Below are 26,951 nucleotides of genomic sequence, written 5' to 3'. Positions count from 1 at the left end.
CTCCACAGACCGCGCCGTGCTCCCAGCCGCGCCCGCAAGCGGCACCATGGGCCCTGCGGTGTCCACCGGCCCGGGAACCGCGGCTTTCAGGGACCCGGTCGGTGCGGACGCGGGCCCGGCCGGCTCGCCCACCGGGGAAGTGGGGCCCACAGGCGCGACGCCCCCGCTCGCGGGCGCCGGTCCGTTCGGGACCGCCTCCGCCCGCAGCTCGACCGGCGAAGCCGCCCCGTCGCCGTCCACGGAGTGCCCGAGCGACCCGGCCGGGGATCCGGTCGGCGAAGCCGCATGCCCGGAGCTGTGATGCGAGGAGCCCGGCTCGCCCACCGGGGAAGTGGGGCCCACAGGCGCGACGCCCCCGCTCGCGGGCGCCGGTCCGTTCGGGACCGTCTCCGCCCGCAGCTCGACCGCCGTAACCGTCCCGTCGCCGTCCGCCAAGGGCTCGGGCGGCTCGGCCAAGGATCCGGTCGGCGAAGCCGCCTGCCCGGCGTCTTGAGGCGAGGAACTCGGCTCGGCCACCGAGGTGGCGAGTTCCGCAGGCGCGACACCCCCGCCCGCGGGCAACGACCCGTTCGCGACCGTCTCCGCCCGCAGCTCAACCGCCGCAGCCGTCCCGTCGCCGTCCGCGAAGGGCCCAGGCGCCTCCGTCCCCGTCTGCTCGACCGGCAGGGCCCCGGGGTCGGCCTCCTCCAGTGACGTGAGCGGCTCGGCCTCTCTCGGCTCGGCCGGCGGAACCCCCGGGCCCCTCCCCAGCGCACGCCGGCGGCCGGCCGGGCCGCCGGGGGGAGGTGGGGAAGCGTTCGAGGTCATGGCCCCCGCAGGCTACCGCTACCGCCCGCGCAGTCGCCGTACGAGGATGCTGGCGTCTCCGCGGGTCTCCAGGTCGGCGAGGACCACCGCGACCGCCTCGCGGACGATGCGCCCGCGGTCGACGGCCAGACCGTGCTCGCCGCGGAGCACCAGACGGGCGTGCTCCAGGTCCATGAGCTCCTCGGCCGACACGTAGACCGTGATCTTCTCGTCGTGCCGCTCGCGGCCGCTGGGACGGCGCGAGGCGTTCCGCCCGCGCTTACGGGGCGCGGCCCCCGCGCCCCCCGCGGCACCGGCGGCAGAACCTTCCTGCGCCGTCTGGCGACGGGCGGAGCCGGAGCGCTCGGCGGTCGCGGAACGGCTGTGCGCCTCCCCGGCCTCGGCCGGCTCCGCGTCCGCCGCTACGTGCTCGGCGCCCTCGCCGTCACCGCCCTGCGCGGGCACCGACTGCGGCGCGTCCTCCGCGGCCGCTGCCGCCGCCGCGTCGCCCTCCCCCGCCGGAGCGGGCACCCGGGCGTCGCCGTTGGCCTGACGCCTGGGCTGGGACGACTGGAGCCCCATCCCCCCTGTCGTACGGAAGAGTTCGTCGGCCCCCGGCAGACTCACTCGGCGTGACACCGGGCGAGCACCTCCCTGGCGAGCTGGCGATACGCGGCCGCACCGACGGAGTTGGAGGCGTACGTGGTGATCGGCTCACCGGCGACCGTGGTCTCCGGGAAGCGGACCGTGCGCCCGATGACCGTGTGGTAGACGTGGTCGTCGAACGCCTCGACCACACGCGCGAGCACCTCACGGCTGTGCACCGTGCGCGAGTCGTACATCGTGGCGAGGATGCCGTCGAGCTCCAGCTCGGGGTTGAGTCGCTCCTGGACCTTCTCGATGGTCTCCGTCAGCAGGGCCACGCCGCGCAGCGCGAAGAACTCGCACTCCAGAGGCACTATCACCTTGTGCGCGGCCGTCAGGGCGTTCACCGTGAGCAGGCCGAGCGAGGGCTGGCAGTCGATGACGATGAAGTCATAGTCGGGCAGCAGCGGCTTCAGGGCGCGCTGCAGCGTCGACTCGCGGGCGACCTCGGAGACGAGCTGGACCTCGGCCGCCGACAGGTCGATGTTGCTGGGCAGCAGGTCCATGTTGGGGACCGCAGTCTTCAGCAGCACCTCGTCGGCGGCCATCCCCCGCTCCATGAGCAGGTTGTAGACGGTGAGGTCGAGCTCCATCGGGTTGACGCCGAGTCCGACCGACAGCGCGCCCTGCGGGTCGAAGTCCACGAGCAGGACCCGGCGTCCGTACTCCGCGAGCGCGGCACCCAGGTTGATGGTCGACGTGGTCTTGCCGACGCCGCCCTTCTGGTTGCACATCGCGATGATCTTTGCGGGGCCGTGTTCGGGCAGCGGTCCCGGGATCGGGAAGTACGGCAGCGGCCGCCCGGTCGGGCCCACACGCTCCCGGCGCTGTCTGGCCGCGTCGGGTGCGAGAGTGGCCGCGTACTCGGGGTCGGGCTCGTACTCCGCGTCGGGGTCGTAGAAGTGCCCCTCGGGCAGTTCGTCGTAGTCGGCGAAGTGGTTGTGGGGCGCGCCACTTCCGTCGCCGGCCATGGCGTTCACGTGATGGCCATCCATCTTCTGGTGTGCAGTGTGAGTCGCCTGCTGACTCTGGTGGGCTGCGAAGGTGCGCACAGCGACGGAGCCGACAGCCGCGAACCCCGCGGGCTCCTGGTCCCGTGCAGGCATTCCTGGTTGGCCACCCCCGGGAGTAAATGTCGACTCATTCACAAGTCGTCTTACCTCCTTGGTGACCAGGAAACTTCTAGACAGGTCAGCGTGGCACCATGCCGACAGCTGGCGACTCTATGGCGTGTCGGGCGTCCGCAGCAACACAATCCGCCGGACCCGGCCCGATGTGTCGGCAATGAAACATCCCGCTGTCAAGGGCGTACGGCCGTCGCACGGCAGGTTTCACCGGTGTGCGAATCGGTTGAAGGGTTACGTTCGAGGCGAGTTGCCCGAGAACCGCGAAGTGACCATACACACATCCGGCCGGACCTTGTCGGGCAAGGTCCGGCCGGGTACGCGGCGTTGACGACCGGTGTTGACGTATCGCCTTTGCCGGTTGGTTACTTAGCCGACTTACCGGCTGTCGAGGGCTGGTGGGCGGCTCAGCCGAGCAGCGAGGTCAGCTCCACGTGCTCCACGCCGTGCGCCTCGGCGACCTCGCGGTAAACGACCTTGCCGTCGTGGGTGTTGAGGCCCTTGGCCAGCGCCGGGTCGCGGCGCAGCGCGTCCGCCCAGCCGTGGTTGGCCAGCTCGACGATGTACGGCAGCGTCGCGTTGGTCAGCGCGTAGGTGGAGGTGTTGGGCACAGCGCCGGGCATGTTGGCGACGCAGTAGAAGACCGAGTTGTGGACCTGGAAGGCCGGCTCGGCGTGGGTGGTCGGACGGGAGTCCTCGAAGCAGCCGCCCTGGTCGATCGCGATGTCGACAAGGACACTCCCGGGCTTCATGCGCGAGACGAGCTCGTTGGTGACCAGCTTCGGGGCCTTGGCGCCGGGGATCAGGACCGCGCCGATGACGAGGTCGGCCTCCAGGCAGGCCTTCTCCAGTTCGAAGGCGTTCGAGACGACGGTCTGGATCTTCGTGCCGAAGATCTTGTCGGCCTCGCGGAGCTTGTTGATGTCCTTGTCGAGCAGGGTCACGTGGAAGCCCATGCCGATGGCGATCTGCGCGGCGTTCCAGCCGGAGACGCCGCCGCCGATCACGACGGCGCGGCCGGCCAGCACGCCGGGGACGCCGCCGGGCAGCACGCCGCGGCCGCCGTTGGCGCGCATCAGGTGGTAGGCGCCGACCTGCGGGGCGAGCCGGCCCGCGACCTCGGACATCGGGGCGAGCAGCGGCAGCGCGCGGCTGGGCAGCTCGACGGTCTCGTAGGCGATCGCGGTGGTGCCGGACTCCAGCAGGGCGTCCGTGCACTCCTTGGAGGCGGCCAGGTGCAGGTACGTGAAGAGCGTCTGGTCCTTGCGGAGGCGGTGGTACTCCTCGGCGATGGGCTCCTTGACCTTCAGCAGCAGGTCGGCGGTGGCCCACACCTCGTCGGCGGTGTCCAGGATCTGCCCGCCGGCGGCGACGTACTCCTCGTTGGTGATCGAGGAGCCGATGCCGGCGTCGCGCTCGATGACGACCTGGTGGCCGTGGCGCACCAGCTCGTGCACGCCGGCGGGGGTGATGGCCACCCGGAACTCGTTGTTCTTGACCTCGCGGGGGATGCCGACCTTCACGTCGATCACGGTCCTTGGCTCAGAGGGTATGGGGGTACTTCTTAGACATACCCGGGCACGCACGGGCACACCGGGAGAGACCGCAGGAGAACGTGCGGCAGAGCCAGTCTAATGAAGGCGTTCTCGCTGTCTAGCCTTTCATTGCATCAATCTTCGGCTGATGCGGTACGGATTTCGCAGGCGTCAGGCTCATTTTGAAGGTTTGAGTCGCCAAGAATCCGCTCGGCGGCTCCCCGGTGCAGCCCGGCCGACGCGGGATCACCCAGGTGCTCCAGGGTGTCGGCGACCCGCAGATGCAGGGCGGCCTGCAGTCGCGGATCCTCGGCGCGCCGCGCCCACTCCACCGCCTCCCGGCAGGTGCGCAGCGACTCCTCGGGCCGGCCCGCGTACTCCTGCACCCGCGCCAGCTCGCTCAAGGCGCGGGCCTGGGCGGCCACATCGCCGTTCTTGCGGTGCCCGGCGACCGCCGCGCGCCAGTTCCGCAGGGCCTCGCCGTAGCGGCCGGCGAAGGTGTGGGCTGCGGCGATCCGCCCGTAGAGCCGCGCGGCCTCCGCGCGCTCGCCCCGGGCGAGCCGCTCGACCAGGGCGCGGCCGAACCAGTCGGCGGCCCGGTCGAAGTCGTCGAGGTCCTGGTACGCGCCGCCTACGGATTCCATCGCACGGCCGGTGGCGTACGGGTCGTTCACCTCGCGCCCGGCGTCCAGCGCGGCCCGGTAGCGCGTCAGGGCGTCGGCCGTACGGCCGGTGCGGGCGTCGAGGTCGCCGAGGTTCAGCAGGGCCGCGGCACGCTCGCGGGGCAGGTGGCGGCGCTCGGCGATGCCGAGGACGAGGCTGTGGATGTCGTAGAGGTCGGCAGCGGCGGCCTGGGTGCCGATGTGCGCCGCCATCGCCCGGACCAGCTGGGACATCAGCCGTCGGGCCAGGGTGTCCAGCTCCCCGTCGGCGACCGCGAGCCGGACCGACGCCAGCAGCGCGGGCCGGGTCAGGCGCAGCCAGTCGGCGGCCGCCCGCGGGGTGGGGAAGCGCAGGGCGCGCGGCATGTCGAGGAGCTTCTGGCGCGCCTGGGGACTGTCGGTCTCGGTGATCGCCCGGCAGGCCTGGAGCAGCCGTACGGTCCGCTCCAGCATGCGGGCCCGGGCCAGCTGGAGCTCGGCCGGGCGTTCGAGGCGCTCGGCGAGGATCCGCAGCTGGGGGTGCAGGCAGCCCGGCACCTCGTACTGCGGCAGCGGAGAGTCCACCGCGTGCAGGAAGCCCAGGGCGACGAAGTCGTCGAGGGTGCTGCGGGCGCTGTCGACCGAGCAGCCGACGAGTGCGGAGGCGGTCTGCGGGTCGACCAGCCCGGCCGGGGCGAGGGCGAGCAGGCGCAGCATCCGGGCGGCGCCGGCGGGCAGGGCGGCGTGGGCGAGCCGGAACACCCGGGTGAGGGCGGTGCCCTCGGTGTCCTCGGCGCGCAGCTGCTTGGCGAGGTCGGAGACGGCGGCCTTGGGGTGGGCCGCGAGCCAGCCTCCCGCCAGCATCAGCGCGGCGGGCTGCCCCTGGCACTCCTCGGCGAGGCCCTCGGCGGCCCGGGGGTCGACGGTGATGCGGACCGAGCCGGTGTGCCGGGTCAGCAGTTCCACCCCGGACTTGGCGTCCAGGCCGCCCAGGGTGCAGGGGCGGACGTCGGAGATGCCGGTCAGCGGCCCTTCGGAGACCGCGACGACGAGGCAGTCCGGGGTGTCGGGGAGCAGGGCGTCGACCTGCTCGGCGTCGGCCGCGTCGTCCAGCAGGAGCAGGGCTCGGCGGTCGGCCAGGGCGGTGCGCAGGGCATCGGTGAGGTCGTCGTCACCGGCCCCGGCGGGCGCCGGCACGTCCAGGGCGGTGAGGAGGTCGCGGGCGGCACGTCCGACGGGGACCGGGGTGCCGCCCGGCTCGGTCAGGCTCGCCCGCAGCACCCCGTCGGGGTAACCGTCCGCAACCTGCCGGACGAGTTCCTCGGCGAGAGCCGTGCGGCCCGAACCGGGCCGGCCGGCGATGAGCAGCACGCGCGCGCGGGGTGCTTTGCGGCCGGCCAGGGTGTCCAGCCCGGCGCGCTCGATGTCGGCGCGCAGCTCCTTCAACTCCCGTGTGCGGCCCAGGAACTCGATCTCCCCGGCAGCGCGCCCGGCCGACCGCACGTCGCCTGTCTCCACGACCTGATCCGCCACGGGCCACACTCCCGTCCCACCGCACACGCAAGCCCGCCGGGACTCCGGTTCGGGCGTGCCCCAGAGCCTAGTTCACGCTCTGCAACGTTCCCGGAGGAGTACGGCGGGCACGGCGGGCACATCCCCCGATCGGATCAGCAGATCGTAGGACCGACAGCAGAAGGTCGCGCCCCGAAAGGGGCGCGGGGAACTGCGCGACCGGCCACGACGACGCCGCACCCGACAGACGACCGTGGCGGCACCCACCCGTCGCACCGCCCCGAGCGGAGCGCCTACGCCTCGAACGGCCGAGCCGGCCACGGCGCCAGAGCCGGGCGCAGGGCGTCCAGGCCGTCACCGCCCCGGGCGGCCACCAGTGAGAGGACGCCCACGACGAGGCAGTTGTTGTGCAGCTCGCCGGCCAGCACGCCCCGCACGAGGTCCTCGACCGGCACCCGGTCCAGGACCATGTCGGCCTCTTCCTCCTCGACCGCGAACCGCTCACCCTCGGCCTCGGACAGGTCGCGCGCCAGGAAGATCCGCACGGCCTCGTCGCAGCCGCCGGGCGTGGTGTAGACGTCGGTGAGCACCCGCCAGTCCTCGGCCTTGACGTGCGCCTCCTCGTACAGCTCGCGCTGCGCCGCGTGCAGCGGGTTCTCGCCGGGGACGTCGAGCAGTCCGGCCGGGATCTCCCACAGCTTGTGGCGCACGGGGTGGCGGTACTGGCGCAGCACCAGCACGCGGTCGTCCGCGTCGAGGGCGAGGACGGCCACGGAGCCGGGGTGGACCTGGTAGTCACGGCCGACCACGGTGCCGTCGGGCATGACCACGTCGTCGGTGCGGACGGAGGTCTTGTTGCCCACGAAGGGAGTCTGCGTCGCCCGGATCTCCCACTCCTCCGGGGCGTCCTTGATCGTCATGCCTGTCCTTCCACGTGCCGCGCGACCTGCCGAAACGAAACCGGGGTGCACACCCTTTGAAGGGATGCACCCCGGCCACCGTACAACTGGTGTGTTACTTCGAAGTCTTCCGCTCGACCGAGGCCTTGACGAGCCCGGCGAACAGCGGGTGCGGGCGCGTCGGGCGCGAGCGCAGCTCCGGGTGGGCCTGCGTGGCGACCAGGTACGGGTGGACGTCGCGCGGGTACTCGACGTACTCGACGAGCTTGCCGTCCGGCGAGGTGCCGGAGAACTGGATGCCCGTCTGCTTCTCCAGCTCGGCCCGGTAGGCGTTGTTCACCTCGTAGCGGTGCCGGTGGCGCTCCTCGACGTACTCCTTGCCGTCGTACACCTCGCGCACGATCGAGCCCTCGGCGAGCTTGGCCGGGTACATGCCGAGCCGCATGGTGCCGCCCATGTCACCCTCACCGGCGACGATGTCGAGCTGCTCGGCCATGGTGGAGATGACCGGGTGGGAGGTGGCCGGGTCGAACTCGGTGGAGTTGGCGTCGGTGATGTCGGCCAGGTTGCGCGCGGCCTCGATCACGATGCACTGCAGGCCGAGACAGAGGCCGAGCAGCGGGATCTTGTTCTCGCGGGCGTACTTGATCGCGCCGACCTTGCCGAGCACGCCGCGGTCGCCGAAGCCGCCGGGGATGCAGATGCCGTCGACGTCGCCGAGCTGCGCCGCGGCGCCGGCCGGGGTCTTGCAGTCGTCGGAGGTGACCCACTTGATCTTGACGCGGGCCCGGTTGGCGAAGCCGCCGGCGCGCAGCGCCTCGGTGACCGACAGGTAGGCGTCGGGCAGGTCGATGTACTTGCCGACCAGGGCGAGAGTGATCTCGTGGTCGGGGTTGTGGACGCGGTCGAGCAGGTCGTCCCAGGTCGTCCAGTCGACGTCGCGGAACGGCAGGTCCAGCTTGCGGACGACGTAGGCGTCCAGGCCCTCGCCGTGCACGGTCTTCGGGATGTCGTAGATCGAGCGGGCGTCGGGGCAGGCCACGACGGCGGCCTCGTCGACGTCGCACATCAGCGAGATCTTCCGCTTGATCGCGGTGGGCACCTCGCGGTCGCAGCGCAGCACGATCGCGTCAGGCTGGATACCGATGTTGCGCAGGGCCGCAACCGAGTGCTGGGTGGGCTTCGTCTTCAGCTCACCCGAGGGGCCGATGTACGGCAGGAGCGAGATATGGACGACGAAGACGTTGTCACGGCCGACCTCGTGACGGACCTGGCGGACGGTCTCCAGGAACGGCAGCGACTCGATGTCGCCGACCGTGCCGCCGACCTCGGTGATCACGACGTCGACCTCGTCCGTCGCCATGCGGCGGATGCGGTGCTTGATCTCGTTGGTGATGTGCGGGATGACCTGCACGGTGTCGCCCAGGTACTCACCGCGCCGCTCCTTGGCGATCACGGTGTTGTACACCTGGCCGGTGGTGACGTTGGCGGAGCCGTCGAGGTCGCGGTCGAGGAAGCGCTCGTAGTGGCCGATGTCCAGGTCGGTCTCGGCGCCGTCGTTGGTGACGAACACCTCACCGTGCTGGAAGGGGTTCATCGTGCCCGGGTCCACGTTCAGGTACGGGTCGAGCTTCTGCATCACGACGCGCAGACCGCGGGCCTTGAGCAGCATGCCGAGGCTGGAGGCCGTCAGGCCCTTGCCCAGCGAGGAGGCGACACCCCCGGTGACGAAGATGTGCTTGGTCGTCGAATTACGAAAAGCGGCGGGCGGCATGGCCAAGACGGGGCTCCCGTGGTCGCGGTCTGGGGGTGCGGTGCGGCTGCCCGCCGGAAATCTCCGGGGTGCCGTCGCTGCGGTTCGGGGGTTCCCTGTCGGGAAGGGGCCCACCGGTCCACGGGCTACCAGCGTATCAGCGCTGCGGGGCGATGGCTTCCGGCCACGCTCCGCACACATCCCGACACGGAGGCGACCGTGCTCACCGCTTCCTCACCCGTTGCTCACTCGTTCGGCGTACTCCCCTTGTCCGGACGGGCACCCGGATCATCCGCGTGCGTCGTATCCTGCTCGGACACTCGCTGCCGAGCCCGTCCGGCCCAACGGCACCACCCCCCGCCCGTAAGCACCGGAACAACGTGAGCTCGTCAGTTCGTTGAGCAACAATTGGCGCTTTGCATGACGGCTGAGTGACCTGTTTTGCTTCATCGCTCAACGACGCATTGCAAGACTTGCTGAAACCCCCCTTGACCGCACTAGCGACAGCCCCCTCGTGGGGTGACGTGGCCGTTCGACTGGAGTTGCACGTGGCCGGGCGCATCGAAGACTACGCACTCATCGGAGACATGCAGACCGCTGCCCTGGTCTGCCGGGACGGCACAGTCGACTGGCTGTGCCTGCCCCGCTTCGACTCGCACGCCATCTTCGCCGGCCTGCTGGGCACCGAGGAGCACGGCTTCTGGCGGCTCGGCCCCGCGTACGCCTCCGACCAGCAGCCCCCCACCGCGGCGCGGCGCAGCTACCGGGGCGACTCGCTGATCCTGGAGTCCGAGTGGGACACCCAGCGGGGCACGGTCCGGGTGACCGACTTCATGCCGCCGCGTGACGGCGCCCCGCAGCTGATCCGGATTGTGGAGGGCGTCTCGGGCCGCGTGCCGATGCGCTCGGCGCTCAGGATGCGGTTCTCCTACGGACGGGTGGTGCCGTGGGTGCACAAGCACGAGGGGCGCACGGTGGCCGTCGCGGGCCCGGACTCGGTGTGGTTCGACACATCCGCGGAGACCTACGGCAAGTCGCTGACGACGTACGCGGACTTCACGGTCGCGCCGGGTGACCGGATCGCGTTCACGATCTCCTGGCAGCCCTCGCACAAGGAGCCGCCGCCGCTGCCGGAGCCGGAGCAGTCGCTGGAGGCGACGGAGGACTTCTGGCGCGAGTGGGTCGACCACTGTACGTACCACGGCCCCTACCGCGAGGCCGTGGTGCGCTCGCTGATCACGCTGAAGGCCCTGACGTACGCCCCGACCGGCGGCATCGTCGCCGCGCCGACCACCTCCCTGCCGGAGGACATCGGCGGCGTCCGCAACTGGGACTACCGCTACACCTGGCTGCGCGACGCGGCGATCACGCTGTCCTCGCTGCTGCGCACCGGCTACCGCGAGGAGGCCCGTGCCTGGCGCGAGTGGCTGCTGCGGGCGGTCGCCGGCGACCCGGAGAACCTCCAGATCATGTACGGCATCGCCGGTGAGCGCGAGCTCGGCGAGGCGGAGCTGGACTGGCTGCCGGGCTACGAGAACTCCGGCCCGGTCCGGGTCGGCAACGGCGCGGCCCACCAGCTCCAGCTGGACGTGTACGGCGAGGTCACCGAGGCCCTGCACCTCGCCCACATGACGGGCCTCGCCCGCAACGACTACGCCTCGCTGCTCCAGCTGAAGCTGATCCGCTACCTGGAGGACCACTGGCAGGAGCCGGACGAGGGCATCTGGGAGGTGCGCGGCCCGCGCCGCCACTTCGTGCACTCCAAGGTGATGGCCTGGGTCGCGGTCGACCGCACGATCAAGCTGATCGAGTCCGGTGACGCGGACGGCCCGCTGGAGCGCTGGCGGGAGCTGCGCGACGACATCCACCGGGACGTGTGCGAGCGGGGCTACGACAAGGAGCGCAACACGTTCACGCAGTCGTACGGCTCGAAGGAGCTGGACGCCTCGCTGCTGCTGATCCCGCAGATGGGCTTCCTGCCGCCGGACGACAAGCGGGTCATCGGCACGATCGAGGCGATCCAGCGGGAGCTGTCCACGCCGGACGGCTTCATCCTGCGCTACCCGACCACCAGTGGCGACGAGAACGTCGACGGTCTGCCCGGTGACGAGGGCGCGTTCCTGGCCTGCTCGTTCTGGATGGCCGACGACCTGGCGATGATCGGACGCGTCGACGAGGCCCGCAAGCTGTTCGAGAAGCTGTTGTCCCTGCGCAACGACCTCGGCCTGCTGGCCGAGGAGTGGGACCCGCGTCTGCAGCGCCAGGTCGGCAACTTCCCGCAGGCCTTCAGCCACGTGCCGCTCATCGACACGGCACTGCGCCTGACGGCTTCGGGCGCGTACGGCGGCTGAACGGGGGGCGGCATTCGGGGGTGCCGCTCCGGCCCTCCCGTGGGCCTCACTCCGGCCTGAGGGCCGTGAGCGTGCGTTCCCCCGCGGGGTCCGCGGCCGTGGCCGGGACGAGGGCTATCTCGTCCAGTCCGGCCTCGGCGTAGGCGGCGATCCGGGCGCGGACGGTGGCGGTGTCGCCGACGAGGGCGACCGTGCCGGCCGCCTCGGGCGGCAGCGCCCGCAGCAGGGTGTCGGCGTCGGCGCCCTTGGCGGCCAGCTCGACGACCTCGGCGAAGCCCGCGTCGACGAACATGTCGCTGTAGCCCGGCACCGCCAGGTAGCCGACGACGCTGCGCAGGACCTGCGTGAGCGTCTCCGGCTCCGGATCGACGGCGGCGGGCAGCCAGGCGGTCAGTCGCGGCGGGGTACGGCCGGCCTTCTCGGCGGCCGCGAGCATCCGGTCGCGCAGCACGCGGACCTGCTCGGGCGAGACGAGGTCGAGCAGCATCCGGTCGGCGTGCGCGACGGCGGCGGCGACCGCCCGCTCCCCGAACGCGGCGACGGTGACCATGCCTCCAGGCGGTGACAGGCGGCGCGGGAAGCCGCTGCCGGGCACGATCGGCTCACCCGGCACGCTGCCCATCAGCGCCCGTACGGCCGCCGCCGACTCCGCGAGGGCCGCCGCGGGCCGGGTGCGCGGCCGGCCGTGCACTCCCTCGACGACCCGCTTGCTGGAGGTGCCCAGGGCCACGCCGACGGGACGGCCGGTGACGGCCGCGGTGGACGCGGCGCCCCGGACGATGGTGAGCGGATCGCGCACCGACACCGGTACGGGCCCGGCGGTCAGCGCGACCTGCTCGGTGGCGGCGCCGATCGCCGTCGCCAGGACGAACGAGTCCCACGTGGGTCCCTCGCCGGCCCAGACCTCCCGGTACCCGAGCCGGTCGGCGAGCACCGCGACCCGCAACGGCTCCTCGACCGGACTGTCGTCCTCCCGCCCCACCGCCACCACGCTCATGTCCATGACGGCGCCCGTACCCGGTCGATCACGCGCTAATCCGGGGAGAGCGGGCGCCGGATCCGGACGGTGATCGTTTCGGTGCCCCGCCGGAGATGTCCGCGAGGCTTCCGCGCGGGTAGCGTCCGGCACATGGAGAGCGGGACGGACAGCGGTTACGACACCCAGGGCGCCGGGATCACCGTGCAGCGGGCGCTGGAGCTGCCGGGGCTGCGCAGCGGGCTGCCCGAGGTGCTGGCGGGCGCCGAGCGGCTCGGGCGGACCGTGCGCTGGGTGCACGCCGGCGAGGTGCCGCACATCGCCTCCCTGCTCAAGGGCGGCGAACTCCTGCTGACCACGGGCTACGGCCTCGGCACGCGCCCCGCCGAGCAGCGGGCGTTCGTGCGCACCCTGGCGGAGCGCGGCATCGCGGCCCTGGTCGTGGAGCTCGGTCCGCGCTTCACCCGGCTGCCCGCGGCCCTCGTCGACACGGCACGCTCCGCCGGGCTGCCGCTCGTCCAGCTGCACCGCGAGGTGCCCTTCGTCACGGTCACGGAGGAGGTCCACACCGAGATCGTCAACGGTCACTACGCCCTGCTTCAGCGGGCCGAGGAGGTGCACCGGCGGTGCACGCAGGCCCTGCTGGGCGGCGGCGGGGTGCCCCACGTGCTCGGCATCCTCGCCGACTTCGCCGCGAACCCGGTGTTCCTGGAGACGGCGGACGGGCAGTTGCTGTACGCGGCCGGGTCCGGGCCCGAGGGCGCGGACCCGCTCCAGGTGTGGGAGGGGCTGCGCGGCCAGCACAAGGACGAGCCGCCGCTCGCGGGGTCGGTGCTCGTGGACGTGCCGGGCGGCGGGCCGGGCAGCGGGGGCGTACGGGCCCGGCTCGTTCTGCTGCCCGTGCGGACTCCCCTGGCGCCGGTGCACCGGATGGCCGCCGAGCGGGCCGCGGGCATCCTGGCCGTGGTGCTGATGCAGGCCCGCCAGGAGGAGGAACTGGCGGCGCGCGGGCGCGGCGACTTCCTCACCGACCTCGCCGAGGGCCGCGTCGCGGCCGAGGACGCCCCGGCGCAGGCCCGTGTGCTCGGGTTCCGGCCGGGTAGCGGCCCACTGCTGCCGGTGGTCATGCGGCTCGGGGACGCCCTGTCCCCGGACGAGAGCGGGGGTGGCTGGGCCGTGCTGGCCCGGGCGGTCTCGGAGGAGCTGGCGTCGGTGGGCGTGCCGGTGCTGCTCGGGGTGCGGCCGGTGGAGGGCCGGGTGCTGGTGCTGCTCGGGCTGCGCGCGGAGCCGGAGCGGGCGGCGGTTGCGGACCGGGTGGCGGCGGCTCTGCGGGCCGGTGTGGGCCGGGCCGGGCTGCCGCGGCCGGGCGGGCAGCCGCCCGTGATGGTCGTGGGGACAGCCGGCGGCTGGCCCTCGGCCGCCTCGGGCCTGCGGCACGCGGCCGAGACGGCCACGGCGGCCCAGGGCCTGCCGGACCGGCCCTGGTACGACGCCCGCCGCCTCGACATCGACCTGCTGCTGTGGCGGCTGCGCGACCACGAGGACCTGGCGGCCTTTGTCGACCGCGCCCTCGGCCCGCTGCTGGAGCACGACCGCCGCTCCCGGCCGCCGCTGCTGCCCACGCTCACGACCTACCTCGCCCACGCGGGACGCAAGGCGGAGACGGCCCGCGAGCTGCATCTCAACCGGCAGACCCTGTACAACCGCCTGGCCCGCATCGGGGAGCTGCTGGGCACGGACCTCGACGACCCGCAGACGGTTTTGGCCCTGAGCCTGGCCCTGCGGGCCCGCAGGCACGTCTCGTAGGGCTGCCGGGGGCTGCTAGGGGAGGGGCCGGGGCTGGGTCAACTCGTCGTACACGCTGAGCACTTGGGCGACCGTCTCGTCCTCGGTCGGCCAGCCGGCGGCCTGGCGGGCGCCCTTGTCGGCCAGCAGGTCCCGCCGCCCCTGGTCGCCGAGCAGCCGCACGACGGCGTCGGCGAGGGCCTTCGCGTCGCCGTACGGGACGAGTTCGGCCGCGTCGCCGACGAGTTCGGGGATGCCGCCGACCTCCGTCGCGACAAGCGGCACGCGTGCGTACAGGGCCTCCTGGGCGAGGACGGAGCGCGCCTCCCAGCGGCTCGGCAGCAGGGCGAGGTCGGCCGCGGCGAGCAGGTCGGTGATGTCCTCGCGCCGCCCGATGAGCCGGACCGGCAGCTCCTCCTCCTCGATCCGCGCCTGGAGTTCACCGCGTAGCGGGCCCTCTCCGGCGATCACGACCTGCGGCACGGGATCGAGGCGGCGCCAGGCGCGCGCGGCGTCCAGCAGCACGTCGTATCCGCGGTGGCGTTCCAGGGAGCCGACGGCCATCAGCAACGGCCGTCCGATGGCGCCGAGTTCGGCGCGCACCTTGGGCCGCCGCCGGTCGGGGTCGTCGGGCTCGCGGGGCCTGCGCGGGCCGGGCAGCGCGACGGCCGCCAGCCGGGCGTCCCGCGCGCCGGTGAGCCGGGCCCGGTCCACCAGCGCCGAGGTCGTCCCCAGCACGACCGTGGCCGCCTTCACGACCCTTCGCTCCAGCACGCGCAGCATGTGGGCCCGCGCGCCGTCGGCGTGCGCCCGGTCGTGCCACGTCACCACCAGCGGAGTCCGCACGCGTCGCCCGCTGAGGGCGAGCACGGTGCGGAAGGAGGCGTGCAGTCCGTGCGCGTGCACCAGATCGGCGTTGGCGCAGGCCGCCCGCAGCGCGGCCACCGACACCGGGTCGCTGCTGCGCGGCACGTGCACGTGGTCGGCCCCGACACCGCTGAAGTCGTAGGCTTGATCGGCCTCATAGGGGGCGCACACCGTGACCTTCACGCCCCGCGCGACGAGCCCCGCGGCCAGCGAGCGCACATGCGCACTGCTGGCGGCATTGCCGCCGCCCAGCACCTGCACGGTGCGCAGCGGCAACTGGCCATGCTGTGAGTGGCTGCTCACGGGGGTCACGTGGCCGGGCTCCTGGTTCGGGTTGGACGGTCACGACGAGGTTTCGCACGCGTACTCCGCCAAGGATGCCAGGACACAAGGGGGTTCCGGGAACGCCGGAACCCCTGCGCCACGGCAGCGGGGCGCGGCAGCGGGGGAACGCCCCGGGCCGGGTCACCCACACGAGTGAAATCGGGCGACCCGCCCGGCCTTGCCGCACCACCAAAAGTGCGCCGCTCCGTGCTAACCGTCCGCCCGGGCCGCCGCCAGCAGCTCCTCCGCGTGCGCCCGGGCCGTCTCGGAGTCCTCCTGGCCGGCGAGCATGCGGGACAGCTCCCGGACCCGGTCCTCACCTTCGAGGACCTTGACACCGGAGCGGGTCACGGACCCGTCGTTGGTCTTCTCGACCAGCAGCTGCCGGTCGGCGAAGGCGGCCACCTGGGGCAGGTGCGTCACGACCACGACCTGCGCGGTCTTCGCCAGCCGTGCGAGCCGCCGGCCGATCTCGACCGCCGCCTTGCCGCCGACCCCGGCGTCGACCTCGTCGAAGAGGTACGTCGGCACCGGGTCCGTCCCCGCGAACACCACCTCCACGGCCAGCATCACACGCGACAGTTCACCGCCGGACGCACCCTTGGCGATCGGCCGCGGCGGCGCCCCCGGGTGCGGGGCGAGCAGCAGCTCGACCTCGTCGGCGCCCGCGGGACCGTAGGCGACCGGACGCCCGCCGACCTCGACGCCCTCGGGGTCCTCGGTCTGCCGGATGTCGAAGGACACCCGCGCGTGCGGCATGGCGAGCGAGGCCAGCTCGGCGGTCACGGCGGCGGCGAACCGTTCGGCGGCCTCGGTCCGGGCGTCCGTCAGCGCCTGCGCCAGCCCGCCCAGTTCGGACCGCAGCGCGTCCCGCTCGGCGGTCAGCTCCCCGATCCGCTCGTCGTCGCCGTCCAGTTCGGTCAGCCGGGCGGCGCTCTGCTCGGCCCAGGCCAGCACGGTGGCGATGTCCTCGCCGTACTTGCGCGTCAGCCCGGTGAGCGCGGCCCGCCGCTCCTGGACGGCCGCCAGCCGCAGCGGATCGGCGTCCAGATCGTCGGCGTACCCCGCCAGGTCACCGGCCGCGTCGCGCAGCAGGATCCCGATCTCCCCGATGCGGTCGGCGAGCGCGGCCAGCGCCGGATCGTGCGACCGTACGGCGTCCAGGGCCCGCTGCGCGCCCGCGACGAGCGTCCCGGCGTCGACGCCCTCCGGGTCCTCGGGGTTACCCGCGAGGCCGGCGTGCGCGACCGCGGCGGCGGACGCCAGCGCCTCGGCGTGCCCGAGCCGCTCGGCCTCCTCGGCCAGCTCCACGTCCTCGCCCGCGCGGGGCTCGACGGCGGCGATCTCGTCGAGCCCGAAGCGCAGCAGATCGGCCTCCTGGGCCCGCTCGCGGGCCCGGGTGGTGATCTCGTCGAGCTCGGCGGCGACGGCCCGCAGCCGCTTGTACGCCTCGCCGTACTTGGCCAGCGGCCCGGCGACCGCGTCGCCCGCGTACCGGTCGAGCGCCTGCCGCTGCCGGGACAGCTTGAGCAGCCCCTGCTGGTCGGTCTGCCCGTGCACGGCCACCAGCTCGTCGGCGAGCTCGGCCAGCACGCCCACGGGCACGCCGCGCCCGCCCAGGTGCGCCCGTGAGCGCCCCTCGGCGGAGACGGTACGGCTGATCAGCAGGGCCCCGTCGTCGAGCTCGGCCCCGGCCTCCTCGGCGCGTACGGCGACCGCGGCGCCCCGCGGGACGGTGATCCGCCCCTCCACGACGGCCTTACCGGCCCCGATCCGCACGAGCGCCGGGTCGGCCCGCCCGCCCAGCAGCAACCCCAGGCTGGTGACCACCATGGTCTTGCCCGCACCCGTCTCACCGGTGACCGCGGTGAACCCGGGCGACAGCTCGACGACAGCATCGTCGATCACGCCCAGCGACCGTATCCGCATCTCCTCCAACACGGACACGACCTTACGAGGTCCGGGCGGGCGAGTGCGACTGGCCCGCCCCTGTCACCCACGAGAGTGGTGATCGGCTCCTAGGGGCGCGGGGCTGTATCGATGTGCGGCTCCGCCACGTGGGCGCGACAAGCCACAGACCACCCGCACCCTCCCCACGAGCCGCTAGTGAGGTGCGCCCCGCCACCCGGAAACAGGCAGCGCGAACTTGGCCACCAGCCGGTCCGTGAAAGAAGCATGATGCAGCCGCGCCAACCGCACCGGCACGGCCCCCCGCCGCACCTCCACCCGCGCCCCGGGCGGCAACTCGACCGTCCGCCGCCCGTCGCACCACAGAACCCCCGGCGGAATGTGTGGCAGAACCTCCACAGCCAACACAGAATCCGGCGATGTCACGAGCGGCTTCGCGAACAGCGCGTGCGCGGAGATCGGCACCATCAGCAGCGCCTCGACCTCCGGCCACACCACCGGCCCGCCCGCCGAGAAGGCGTACGCCGTCGACCCCGTGGGCGTCGCACACACGATCCCGTCGCAGCCGAACCCCGTGACCGGCCGCCCGTCGATCTCCAGGACGATCTCCAGCATCCGCTCGGCGGACACCTTCTGCACGGCCGCCTCGTTCAGCGCCCAGTCCGTGTGCACGATGTCCCCGTTGCGGTGCACGACGACGTCGACGGTCATCCGCTCCTCGACCTCGTACGCCTTGGTGACCACCCGGTCGACGACCTTGTCGAGGTCGTCCCGCTCGGCCTCCGCGAGGAACCCGACGCGCCCGAGGTTGACGCCGAGCATCGGCACACCCGACGCCCGCGCGAACTCGGCACCGCGCAGCAGCGTGCCGTCACCACCCAGCACGATCAGCAGCTCACAGCCGTCGAGGCACTGCGGAGTGGCCTCCTTGACCAGTTCCACCTCGGCCGGCAGAGGCAGGTCGCGCGCCTCGGCCTCCAGGACGCGCACGCCCAGACCGGAGCGCAGCAGCCCCTTCACGACGAGCTCGGCACTGCGCACGGCCGCGGGCCGGCCCGTGTGGGCGAGCAGGAATACAGTACGAGCTCGGTTCTCGGTCAACGCGGCCCCTCCGCCACTGCACGGTCTGCCTCGGCCGGGTCCAGTTCCGGTGCCCCGGACCGCAGCCACAGAAAGTATTCGACATTCCCCGACGGCCCGGGCAGCGGACTGGCCGTCACGCCCCTCACCCCGAGCCCCAGCCCCCAGGCCTTCTCGGCCACCCCCCGCACCGCCTCGGCCCGCAGCTGGGTGCTGCGTACCACTCCCCCGCTGCCGAGGCGCTCCTTGCCGACCTCGAACTGCGGCTTGACCATCATCACCAGGTCGGCGTCCGGCTTCACGCACCGCGTCAGAGCGGGCAGGACCAGCCCGAGCGGGATGAAGGACAGATCCCCCACGACAAGATCCACTGGCTCCCCATCGATCGCTTCAAGCGTCAACTCGCGTACGTTCGTACGGTCCTTGACGGTGACGCGTTCATCCTTCTGCAGGGACCACGCGAGTTGTCCGTATCCGACGTCCACGGCGACGACGTGCGCGGCGCCCGCCCGCAACAGGACATCGGTGAAACCGCCGGTGGACGCGCCCGCGTCGAGCGCCCTGCGCCCCTCAACGGCCAGCCCCTGCAGAGCGAACACCGCGAGCGCCCCGGCCAGCTTGTGGCCGCCGCGCGAGACGTAGTCGGGGTCGCTGTCGTCCTGGGCCACCACGATCGCGGCCGCGGTCTCCACCTGCGTGGCGGGTTTGGTCGCGACGGTCTTGCCGACGGAGACCCGCCCCGCGGCGATCAGCTGCGCGGCGTGCTCGCGCGAGCGCGCGAGCTTCCGGCGGACCAGCTCCGCGTCCAGACGGCGTCGTGCGACTCCTGCCACGTTCGGTTCAGCTCCTAGGTGCGTGCGGCATCGGGGGCACCGGAGGTCCCGGGCGTACGTCGAGCGCGGTGAGCGCGTCGCGCAGCCCCCGGTGTACATCCTCGTACACCTCGAGATGCCCGTCCGTGGCGAGGTGGTCCGCGTCACCGAGCCGGTCCAGGGCCGCGTCCACACCGGCATCGCCGGTCGGCGTGCGGGGCACGTTCAGGGGGGCCGGGGCGGCGGGGTCGTGCACCGGTTCGTCCTCCGCCGCCGGCGGGGTCCCGGGAACTGCGTCGTCCATGCCACGACGCTACCGCGAACCGCTGCGGTACCGTCGATCGCGATGGCCACGATCGAGGAGTGCCGCAGCGCACTCGACAAGCTCTCGGACAACATGCAGCGCGCCGAAGGGGACGTCCGCGACGCCGCGGCCCTGGACCGTTCGGTGAGCTGCCACATCACGGACCTCGACGTCACCTTCACCGGCCGGATGCGCGGCGGGCGGATCGAGGTGCACGACACCGTGCCGGGGCCGCCGCCGGGCAAGGCCGAGATCAGACTCGCCATGACCGGCGACGACCTGGTGGCCCTGGTGGGCGGCGAGCTGAACTTCGCCAAGGCCTGGGGCTCGGGCCGGGTGAAGCTGCACGCCGGTGTGCGGGACCTGCTCCAGCTCAGGAAGCTTCTGTAGCCGCGGCCTTCCCGCCCGCGGCGTGGGCGCGGGCCTTGCGGGCCGCAGGCACGACCAGCGGCGTGCCCGTCTCCGGGTCGTCGACGACCTGGCAGCGCAGCCCGAAGACCTCCTCGACCAGTCCGGCCGTGACGATGTCCTTCGGCGCGCCCTCGGCGATGACCCGGCCCTCGCGCAGGGCGATGAGGTGGGTGGCGTAACGGGCGGCGTGGTTCAGATCGTGCAGCACGGCGACGAGCGTGCGCCCCTGCTCCTCGTGCAGCTCCGCGCACAGGTCCAGCACGTCGATCTGGTGCTGGATGTCCAGGTACGTCGTCGGCTCGTCGAGGAGGAGCAGCGGTGTCTGCTGGGCGAGCGCCATGGCGATCCACACGCGCTGGCGCTGGCCGCCGGAGAGTTCGTCGACGTAGCGGTCGCCGAGTTCGGCCACGCCGGTCTGCCGCATGGACTCCTGCACGACGCGCTCGTCCTCGGCCGACCACTGGCGCAGGATTCCCTGGTGCGGGTAGCGGCCGCGGCCGACCAGGTCGGCGACCGTGATGCCGTCGGGCGCGATGGACGACTGGGGCAGCAGCCCGAGGGTCCGCGCGACCTTCTTCGCGGGCATCGACTGGATGACCTGCCCGTCGAGCAGCACCCGGCCCTCGCTCGGCTTGAGCATCCGCGACAGCGCCCGCAGCAGTGTCGACTTGCCGCACGCGTTGGGGCCCACGATCACGGTGAAGGAGTTGTCGGGTATCGCCACCGACAACCGCTCCGCGATGACCCGCTGGTCGTAGGCGAGGGTGACGTTCTCGGCGGACAGGCGGTTCACGGTGCTCCCTTGGTTGTTCAGTCCGCTGGTGCTCTTCTCCACCCCGGCGCTCATATCCGGCCCGCCCTGCGCTCGCTGACCAGCAGCCACAGCAGGTAGACCCCGCCGAGCACACCGGTGACCACGCCCACGGGCAGCTGCTCGGCGCCGAACGCCCGCTGCGAGACCCAGTCGGCGACGACCAGCAGCGCCGCGCCCATGCACAGCGAGGGCAGCAGGTTCGGCCCGGGCGAGCGGGTCAGGCGCCGGGCCAGCTGCGGCGCGGTGAGCGCGACGAAGCTGACGGGACCGGCCGCGGCGGTGGCGGACGCGGTGAGCAGCACAGCCGCCGCCATGAGCAGCAGCCGTACGCGCTCGACCCGCACCCCGAGGGCGTACGAGACGTCGTCGCCCATCTCCATCATCCGCAGCCCGCGCGCGTTGACGAGGACGAGCGGCACCAGCACGGCGGTCAGCGCGAGCAGCGGCCACACCTGGTCCCAGTCCCGGCCGTCGAGGGACCCGGTCATCCACACGACCGCACGGGCCGCGTCCACGATGTCGGACTTGGTGAGCAGGTAGCCGTTGACCGCCGTGACGATCGCGGAGACGCCGATACCGACCAGGACGAGCCGGTAGCCGTGCACCCCCCGCTTCCAGGCGAGCACATAGATGGCGAGCCCGGTCACCAGGCCGCCCACCAGCGCCCCGGCCGCGACCTGGTTGGCGCTCCCGGAGCCCAGCACGATCACCGCGAGTGCGCCGGCCGTCGCCCCCTGCCCGAGACCCAGCACGTCCGGACTGCCCAGCGGATTGCGGGAGATGGCCTGGAACAGGGCCCCGCCCAGTCCCAGCGAGGCGCCGACCAGCAGCCCGACGAGGACCCGCGGCAGCCGCAGCTCGGTGACGATGAACTCCTGGCCCGGGTTGCCCTCACCGACCAGCGTCCGCAGCACGTCGGCGGCCGGGATGGGGAAGTCGCCGGTACCGATGAGCACGACACTCGCCACGAGCGCCGCGACGATCAGCAGGAGCACGACGGTGACAGCCCGCGCGTCCAGGCGTACCGAGAGGCCGCCCGGCGTCCGCACGGCACGGTTGGTGGTCTTCACAGCTGCGCCGTCCTCCGCCGTCGTACGAGAAAGATGAACACCGGGCCGCCGAGGATCGCGGTGACGATGCCCACCTGGAGCTCCGAGGGCCGGGCCACGATCCGGCCGATGACATCGGCTCCGAGCAGCAGCACGGGCGACAGGATCGCCGCGTACGGCAGGATCCAGCGCAGGTCGGGTCCGGTGAAGGAGCGCACGACGTGCGGCACCATCAGCCCGACGAACACGATCGGCCCGCACGCGGCGGTCGCGGCCCCGCACAGGACGGTCGCGGCCAGCATGGACAGCGCCCGCGTGCGGTTGAGGTCGGCGCCGAGGGCCTTGGCGGTGTCGTCCCCCATGGCCATCGCGTTGAGCGGCCGGGCGAGCGCCAGCGCCAGGACCGTACCGGTCAGCAGGAACGGCAGGACCTGCGTGATGGTCGAATCGGTCGCCGAGGCCAGCGAACCCACCGTCCAGAAGCGCATCTTGCCGAGCGCGGCCTCGTCCATGATCATCACGGCCTGGAGGTAGCCGTACAGCGCGGCGCTGATGGCCGTGCCGGCGAGCGCGAGCCGCACCGGTGTCGCACCCCGGCTGCCGCCGAGGAACCACACCAGCGCCCCGACCGCGGCAGCGCCGAAGAACGCGAACCATACGTAGCCGCTGAGCGAGGTCACCCCGAAGTACGTGATGGCCGTGACGACCGCGGCGGAGGCACCCGCGTTGATGCCGAGCAGACCGGGGTCGGCCAGCGGGTTGCGTGTGAGGGCTTGCAGGACCGCCCCGGCCAGGCCGAGCGCGGCGCCCGCGAGCAGGCCGAGCACGGTCCGCGACAGCCGCTCCGCCACCACGACGTCCCCATAGGTCCCCGAGTCCTCGAACAGGCCGTGCCAGACCTGACCGAGGGACAGCTCTTTCGCACCGATCGCGATGCTCGCCAGTGCGACGAGCACCAGGATCGCGACGGCCAGGAGCAGCCCGAAGGCTCGCATCGCCCGTCGGGCCGGGGGCGCGGGGGCGGTCTCCGCGCGCTGTTCAGGGGGACTCTCGACCAACACGCAGGTTAGGTTAGCCTACCCTCGCATTCGAGCAAGATTCTGCCCGGCCTCGCCCCGGTTACCCGGCCCGGGCGCTGACAGACGCTCAGGCCCAGCGCTGACAGGCGCTCAGAGACCCAGCCGTGCAAGCGCCTTGCCCCCGTCCAACTCGCACGTACCCTCACCGGCTGCCGTCCACGCCGCGGCGCACAACGCGCGCAGCCCGTCCAGCGCCTCGCCCTCTCCGTCGAGCTCCAGCCGGTCCGTACCGGCTGTCGCCGTCAAGCCACCGCACCGGAATGCGCCCTCGCCCGCTTCGGCGACCTCCGGCTGACGGCCGAGCATTCCGCGCAGATCCGCGTCCACATACGTCGGCCGGTGCTGCGGAGGCGCGGCCAGCAGCTGCGCGCCGTCGGTGACACCGGTCAGGACCAGCAGCGAGTCGACGTCGCCGTTGAACGCACCCTCGATGTCGGTGTCCAGCCGGTCCCCCACCACCAGCGGCCGCTGCGCGCCGGTCCGCAGGATCGTCTCCCGGTGCATCGGGGGCAGCGGCTTGCCCGCGACCTGCGGCTCGGCACCCGTGGCGATCCGGACGACCTCCACCGCGGCGCCGTTGCCCGGCGCGATCCCCCGACCGCTCGGAATGGTCAGGTCGGTGTTGGACGCGAACCACGGCACGCCCCGGGCCACCGCGTAGGACGCCTCGGCGAACCGGCCCCACGGCAGATCGGCCCCGCCGAACCCCTGCACCACCGCCGCCGGATCGTCGTCCGCGGACTCCACCGGCACCAGCCCGCGCTCGTGCAGCGCGACCCGCAGCCCCTCACCGCCGATCACCAGCACCCGGGCGCCCTGCGGCACCTGCTCACTGATCAGCCGCGCGACCGCCTGCGCCGAGGTGATGACGTCCTCCGCGCCCGTCGGTATCCCCAGCTCCGTCAGATGCCCGGCCACGGTGTCCGGCGTCCGCAGCGCGTTGTTCGTGACGTACGCGAGCCGCATACCGCCCTCCCGGGCCCGGGCCAGCGACTCGACCGCGTGCACGATCGCGCTCCCGCCCGCGTACACGACGCCGTCCAGATCGAGCAGCGCCGTGTCGTACGCCTCGCTCAGGGCCTGCCCACTGCCCTCGGGCCTCGTCCTGACGCTCCGGCTCATCCCGCATCGCTCCTCGTTCGACGGCTTTCCCCCGATCATCCCCCATGCCACCGACAGCCGTACGATGCCGGGATGAATACAGCAGGTCACTCGGAGGCGACGGCGCACCGAGGCCTGGAACTCACCCCGTTCCGAGGCCTTCGTTACGACCCCGACCGGGTCGGCAGCCTAGCCGCCGTCACATCTCCGCCGTACGACGTCGTGGTACGCCCCGACGGCCTGCACCACCTCGAGGCCGCCGACCCGCACAACATCGTCCGACTGATCCTCCCGCAGGCCGCCACGCCCAGCGCCCGCAACGAACAGGCCGCCGACACCCTGCGCCGCTGGCTGTCCGAGGGCGTCCTGACCACCGACCCGGAACCGGGACTCTACCTCTACGAGCAGCAGGACGGCGACGGCATGCTGCAGCGCGGCGTCATCGGCGCCCTGCGCGTGTCCGACCCCGCCGAGCAGGTGGTGCTGCCGCACGAGGACGTCATGCCGCACATCGTGGCCGACCGCGCCGCCCTCATGCGCGCCACTTCGGCCAACCTCGAACCCCTCCTGCTCACCTACCGGGGCGATGACGCGACGGCTGCCACGGCCGAGCTGATCGAGCGCACCGCAGAACAGCCTCCGCTCCTCGCCACCACCACGGAGGACGGCTTCCACCACCGCCTGTGGTCGGTCACCTCTCCCGAGGACCTGGCCGCGATCCAGACCGGCCTCGGCCGGCACCAGGCCCTCATCGCCGACGGCCACCACCGCTGGGCGACCTACCGCCGCCTCCGCACGGAACACCCCTCGCCCAGCCCGTGGGACCACGGCCTCGTCCTTCTCATCGACACGGCCCGGTACCCGCTCCGGGTCCGCGCCATCCACCGCCTGCTGCACGACCTGCCGGTCGGCGAGGCCGTGGCAGCCCTGGAGGGCCGTTTCCGCGTACGCCGGCTCGAAGTCAGCCTCCCCGAGGCCCTCGACGCCCTGGCCGACGCGACCGGCACCGGCAACGCGTTCCTGCTGGCCGGCGACGGCGTCTTCCACCTCGTCGACCATCCGGACCCCGGCCTGCTGGCCCGCACGATCCCCGCCGACCGCCCCGAGGCCTGGCGCACCCTGGACGCGACGGTCCTGCACGCCACGCTCCTGGAGCACGTCTGGCGCATCCCCGAGGACTCCCCCGCCCACATCGCCTACATCCACGACACGGCGGCCACGGTGGAGAAGGCGGAACGCGACGGCGGAACGGCCGTGTTGATGCACCCGGTCCGCGAGGAGGTCGTCCGCGACCTGGCCCGCCAGGGCGTGACGATGCCCCGCAAGTCGACGTCGTTCGGCCCGAAGCCGGCCACGGGCCTGGTGCTGCGGGCGCTGGACCTGTGACAGGGCGAAGCCGCTGACGGCATGACGAAGGGGCGGGCCCCCGGACCACGGCCGGGACCCGCCCCTCCTTCGACGGACGTCAGTCCTTGTCGTCCTGGTCGCCGTCCTGGTCGTCGTCCTTGTCGTCGTCCTTGTCGTCCTCGTCCTTGTCCACGCTCGCCTCGGACTCGGCCGGAGCCTGCACCTCGCCGTCCTCGTCCTCGTCCTCGGCCATGGCGTCGACGAACTCCACGCCGTCCAGCTCGGCAAGCCGGTCCGAGGCGTCGGTGCTGCCGTCGCGGTCGGCCTCGACGGCCTTCGCGAACCACTCCCGCGCCTCGCTCTCCCGACCGGCGGCAAGCAGCGCGTCGGCGTAGGCGTACCGCAGTCGCGCGGTCCACGGCTGCACGGAGTTCGCGGCCAGCTCCGGGCTCTGGAGCGTCACGATGGCCGCGTCCAGCTGCCCCATGTCCCGCCGCGCGCCGGCCGCGACGAGCCGCATCTCGACCTGCCCGGCCTTGTCGAGCTTGTGCACCTCGGGCGCCCCGGCCATGTCCAGCGCCTTCTCCGGCCGCCCGAGCCCGCGCTCGCAGTCGGCCATGACGGGCCACAGGTCGATGTTCCCGGTCATCCGCTTGGCGGCCCGGAACTCGGCCAGCGCCTCGCCGTACTTCTGGTTGGCGTAGGCGGCGAACCCGGCCGCCTCCCGCACGGCGGCGACACGCGAAGCCAGCCGCAGCGCGACCCTGGAGTAGCCGTACGCACCCTCGGGGTCCTCGTCGAGGAGCCGCGCGACCATCACCAGGTTCCTGGCGACGTCCTCCGCGAGCGTCTTGGGCAGGCTCTGCAGCTCCTGCCGTACGTCCTTGTCGATCTCGTCGCCGGTGACGTCTTCGGGGATCGGCAGCCGCTTGATGGGCTCCCGGTCCCGGTCCCGCTCCTCACGGAACCGGCCAGGGCCACGCCGGTCGTCACGGCCGCGGAAGCCACCCCGGTCACCGTCGCGCCGGTCGCCGTCACGCCGGAAGGACGGACGGTCACCACGGTCGTCCCGACGGGGCCCGCGCCCGCCGCGGTCGTCACGGCCGCGGAAGCCACCGCGGTCGTCCCCACGGCGGTCGTCGCGACGGTCGTCGCGGCGGAACTCGCCGCGGTCGCTGCGGGGACCGTCCTCTCGACGGAACCCGGGACGCCCGCCCCGGCCTGCGTCGTCGCGCCGGAAGCCGCCACGCTCCCCGCGGTCGTCCCCGCGACGTTCGTCACGGCGCTCGTCACGGCCACGGAAACCACCACGGTCGTCACGACCACGGTCGTCACGCCGGAAGCCACGGTCACCGTCCCTGGGGCGGTCCCGGTCGCCACCGCGGAAGCCACGGTCGCGGCTGTCATCGCGACGGAAACCGCCGCGGTCCCGGTCGTCGCGACGGGGGAAGCCCCCACGGTCGCCCTCGCGCCGCTCGCCACACCACGGTCGCGGTCGTCCCTGCGCGGTCCGCGGTCACGGTCGTCACGCCGGCCGTACCCACCGCCACGGTTGTCGTCACGCCGGAAACCGCCACGGTCCCGATCGTCGCGGCGCTCACCACGGTCGCGGTCGTCCCTGCGCGGTCCGCGGTCACGGTCGTCACGCCGGCCGTACCCACCGCCACGGTTGTCGTCACGCCGGAAACCGCCACGGTCTCCACGATCGGGGCGGTCACCGCGGTCGTCCCGACGGAACCCGCCACGGTCGTTGCCGCTTCGGTCGTTGTCGCGGCGGAAGCCCCCACGGTCTCCGCCGCGGCTCCCGCGCTGACCGCCGCGGTCGTTCCGGTCGCTCCGGTCCCCCTC

Annotated in this window: 21 protein-coding genes; 4 read left to right on the top strand and 17 right to left on the bottom strand. The window is 72.9% G+C overall.

Annotated elements, in window-relative coordinates; translation table 11 throughout:
- Positions 1-825: 825 nt before the first annotated feature.
- From OO68_RS32355 to pyrG, 6 genes are all read right to left on the bottom strand, one after another.
- Positions 826-1,425, bottom strand: a complete 600-nt coding sequence (locus tag OO68_RS32355) for a hypothetical protein (protein ID WP_033312767.1) — start codon at positions 1,423-1,425, stop codon at positions 826-828.
- A complete protein-coding gene (locus tag OO68_RS32350; RefSeq protein WP_078625596.1) occupies positions 1,410-2,537 on the bottom strand; it encodes a ParA family protein in 1,128 nt (375 codons plus the stop codon). Before OO68_RS32350 ends, OO68_RS32355 begins: the two co-directional genes overlap by 16 nt.
- A gap of 425 nt (positions 2,538-2,962) precedes the next feature.
- Positions 2,963-4,087, bottom strand: coding sequence for an alanine dehydrogenase (gene ald, locus OO68_RS32345; protein WP_167345934.1), 1,125 nt, complete (start codon positions 4,085-4,087; stop codon positions 2,963-2,965).
- Positions 4,088-4,224: 137 nt separating this feature from the next.
- On the bottom strand, positions 4,225-6,264 hold the full coding sequence (locus OO68_RS32340; RefSeq protein WP_033312766.1) for a tetratricopeptide repeat protein: 2,040 nt from the start codon (positions 6,262-6,264) through the stop codon (positions 4,225-4,227).
- 272 nt (positions 6,265-6,536) lie between these two features.
- Positions 6,537-7,163 carry an NUDIX domain-containing protein gene (locus OO68_RS32335; protein ID WP_033312765.1) on the bottom strand — a complete coding sequence of 209 codons (627 nt, stop codon included), beginning with the start codon at positions 7,161-7,163 and terminating at the stop codon, positions 6,537-6,539.
- Between the two features lie 94 nt (positions 7,164-7,257).
- Positions 7,258-8,916: a CTP synthase gene (pyrG, locus tag OO68_RS32330; RefSeq protein ID WP_033312764.1), complete on the bottom strand. Its 1,659-nt coding sequence runs from the start codon at positions 8,914-8,916 to the stop codon at positions 7,258-7,260.
- A gap of 527 nt (positions 8,917-9,443) precedes the next feature.
- On the opposite strand from pyrG, the gene OO68_RS32325 reads away from it, so the two are divergent.
- On the top strand, positions 9,444-11,246 hold the full coding sequence (locus OO68_RS32325; protein WP_033312763.1) for a glycoside hydrolase family 15 protein: 1,803 nt from the start codon (positions 9,444-9,446) through the stop codon (positions 11,244-11,246).
- Between the two features lie 46 nt (positions 11,247-11,292).
- Here the strand turns inward: OO68_RS32325 and OO68_RS32320 are convergent, their stop codons facing one another.
- A complete protein-coding gene (locus OO68_RS32320) occupies positions 11,293-12,249 on the bottom strand; it encodes an LLM class F420-dependent oxidoreductase (protein WP_033312762.1) in 957 nt (318 codons plus the stop codon).
- A gap of 126 nt (positions 12,250-12,375) precedes the next feature.
- Here OO68_RS32320 and OO68_RS32315 point away from each other — a divergent pair, with 126 nt between their 5' ends.
- Positions 12,376-14,028 (top strand): PucR family transcriptional regulator, encoded by a 1,653-nt coding sequence (locus tag OO68_RS32315; protein ID WP_033312761.1) that lies wholly within the window; start codon positions 12,376-12,378, stop codon positions 14,026-14,028.
- Positions 14,029-14,043: 15 nt separating this feature from the next.
- On the opposite strand, the gene OO68_RS32310 is transcribed toward OO68_RS32315, so the two are convergent.
- From OO68_RS32310 to OO68_RS32290, 5 genes are all read right to left on the bottom strand, one after another.
- On the bottom strand, positions 14,044-15,186 hold the full coding sequence (locus OO68_RS32310) for a glycosyltransferase family 4 protein (protein ID WP_033312760.1): 1,143 nt from the start codon (positions 15,184-15,186) through the stop codon (positions 14,044-14,046).
- Between the two features lie 222 nt (positions 15,187-15,408).
- Positions 15,409-17,127 (bottom strand): DNA repair protein RecN, encoded by a 1,719-nt coding sequence (recN, locus tag OO68_RS32305; RefSeq protein ID WP_033312759.1) that lies wholly within the window; start codon positions 17,125-17,127, stop codon positions 15,409-15,411.
- Positions 17,128-17,301: 174 nt separating this feature from the next.
- A complete protein-coding gene (locus OO68_RS32300; protein ID WP_031112347.1) occupies positions 17,302-18,207 on the bottom strand; it encodes an NAD kinase in 906 nt (301 codons plus the stop codon).
- Positions 18,204-19,019, bottom strand: a complete 816-nt coding sequence (locus OO68_RS32295; protein ID WP_033312758.1) for a TlyA family RNA methyltransferase — start codon at positions 19,017-19,019, stop codon at positions 18,204-18,206. The genes OO68_RS32300 and OO68_RS32295 overlap by 4 nt, the downstream gene beginning before the upstream one ends.
- A gap of 7 nt (positions 19,020-19,026) precedes the next feature.
- Positions 19,027-19,302: a hypothetical protein gene (locus OO68_RS32290; protein WP_033312757.1), complete on the bottom strand. Its 276-nt coding sequence runs from the start codon at positions 19,300-19,302 to the stop codon at positions 19,027-19,029.
- A 42-nt stretch (positions 19,303-19,344) separates the two neighbouring features.
- Between OO68_RS32290 and OO68_RS32285 the strand changes: the two genes are divergently transcribed.
- On the top strand, positions 19,345-19,692 hold the full coding sequence (locus OO68_RS32285) for an SCP2 sterol-binding domain-containing protein (RefSeq protein WP_033312756.1): 348 nt from the start codon (positions 19,345-19,347) through the stop codon (positions 19,690-19,692).
- On the opposite strand, the gene OO68_RS32280 is transcribed toward OO68_RS32285, so the two are convergent.
- From OO68_RS32280 to OO68_RS32265, 4 genes are all read right to left on the bottom strand, one after another.
- Positions 19,676-20,560, bottom strand: a complete 885-nt coding sequence (locus tag OO68_RS32280) for an ABC transporter ATP-binding protein (protein ID WP_033312755.1) — start codon at positions 20,558-20,560, stop codon at positions 19,676-19,678. The genes OO68_RS32285 and OO68_RS32280 overlap by 17 nt on opposite strands.
- Positions 20,557-21,597, bottom strand: coding sequence for a FecCD family ABC transporter permease (locus OO68_RS32275; protein ID WP_033312754.1), 1,041 nt, complete (start codon positions 21,595-21,597; stop codon positions 20,557-20,559). The genes OO68_RS32280 and OO68_RS32275 overlap by 4 nt, the downstream gene beginning before the upstream one ends.
- A complete protein-coding gene (locus OO68_RS32270; RefSeq protein ID WP_033312753.1) occupies positions 21,594-22,637 on the bottom strand; it encodes a FecCD family ABC transporter permease in 1,044 nt (347 codons plus the stop codon). Before OO68_RS32270 ends, OO68_RS32275 begins: the two co-directional genes overlap by 4 nt.
- 108 nt (positions 22,638-22,745) lie before the next feature.
- Positions 22,746-23,777, bottom strand: coding sequence for an HAD hydrolase-like protein (locus OO68_RS32265; protein ID WP_033312752.1), 1,032 nt, complete (start codon positions 23,775-23,777; stop codon positions 22,746-22,748).
- Positions 23,778-23,849: 72 nt separating this feature from the next.
- Here OO68_RS32265 and OO68_RS32260 point away from each other — a divergent pair, with 72 nt between their 5' ends.
- Positions 23,850-25,142: a DUF1015 domain-containing protein gene (locus OO68_RS32260; protein ID WP_033312751.1), complete on the top strand. Its 1,293-nt coding sequence runs from the start codon at positions 23,850-23,852 to the stop codon at positions 25,140-25,142.
- Positions 25,143-25,221: 79 nt separating this feature from the next.
- Here the strand turns inward: OO68_RS32260 and OO68_RS32255 are convergent, their stop codons facing one another.
- A complete protein-coding gene (locus OO68_RS32255; RefSeq protein WP_078625598.1) occupies positions 25,222-26,028 on the bottom strand; it encodes a tetratricopeptide repeat protein in 807 nt (268 codons plus the stop codon).
- Positions 26,029-26,951: the final 923 nt, after the last annotated feature.

Source organism: Streptomyces iakyrus, assembly GCF_000717055.1.
Lineage (GTDB): Bacteria > Actinomycetota > Actinomycetes > Streptomycetales > Streptomycetaceae > Streptomyces > Streptomyces iakyrus.
This window is presented reverse-complemented; position numbering and strand designations above follow the sequence as displayed.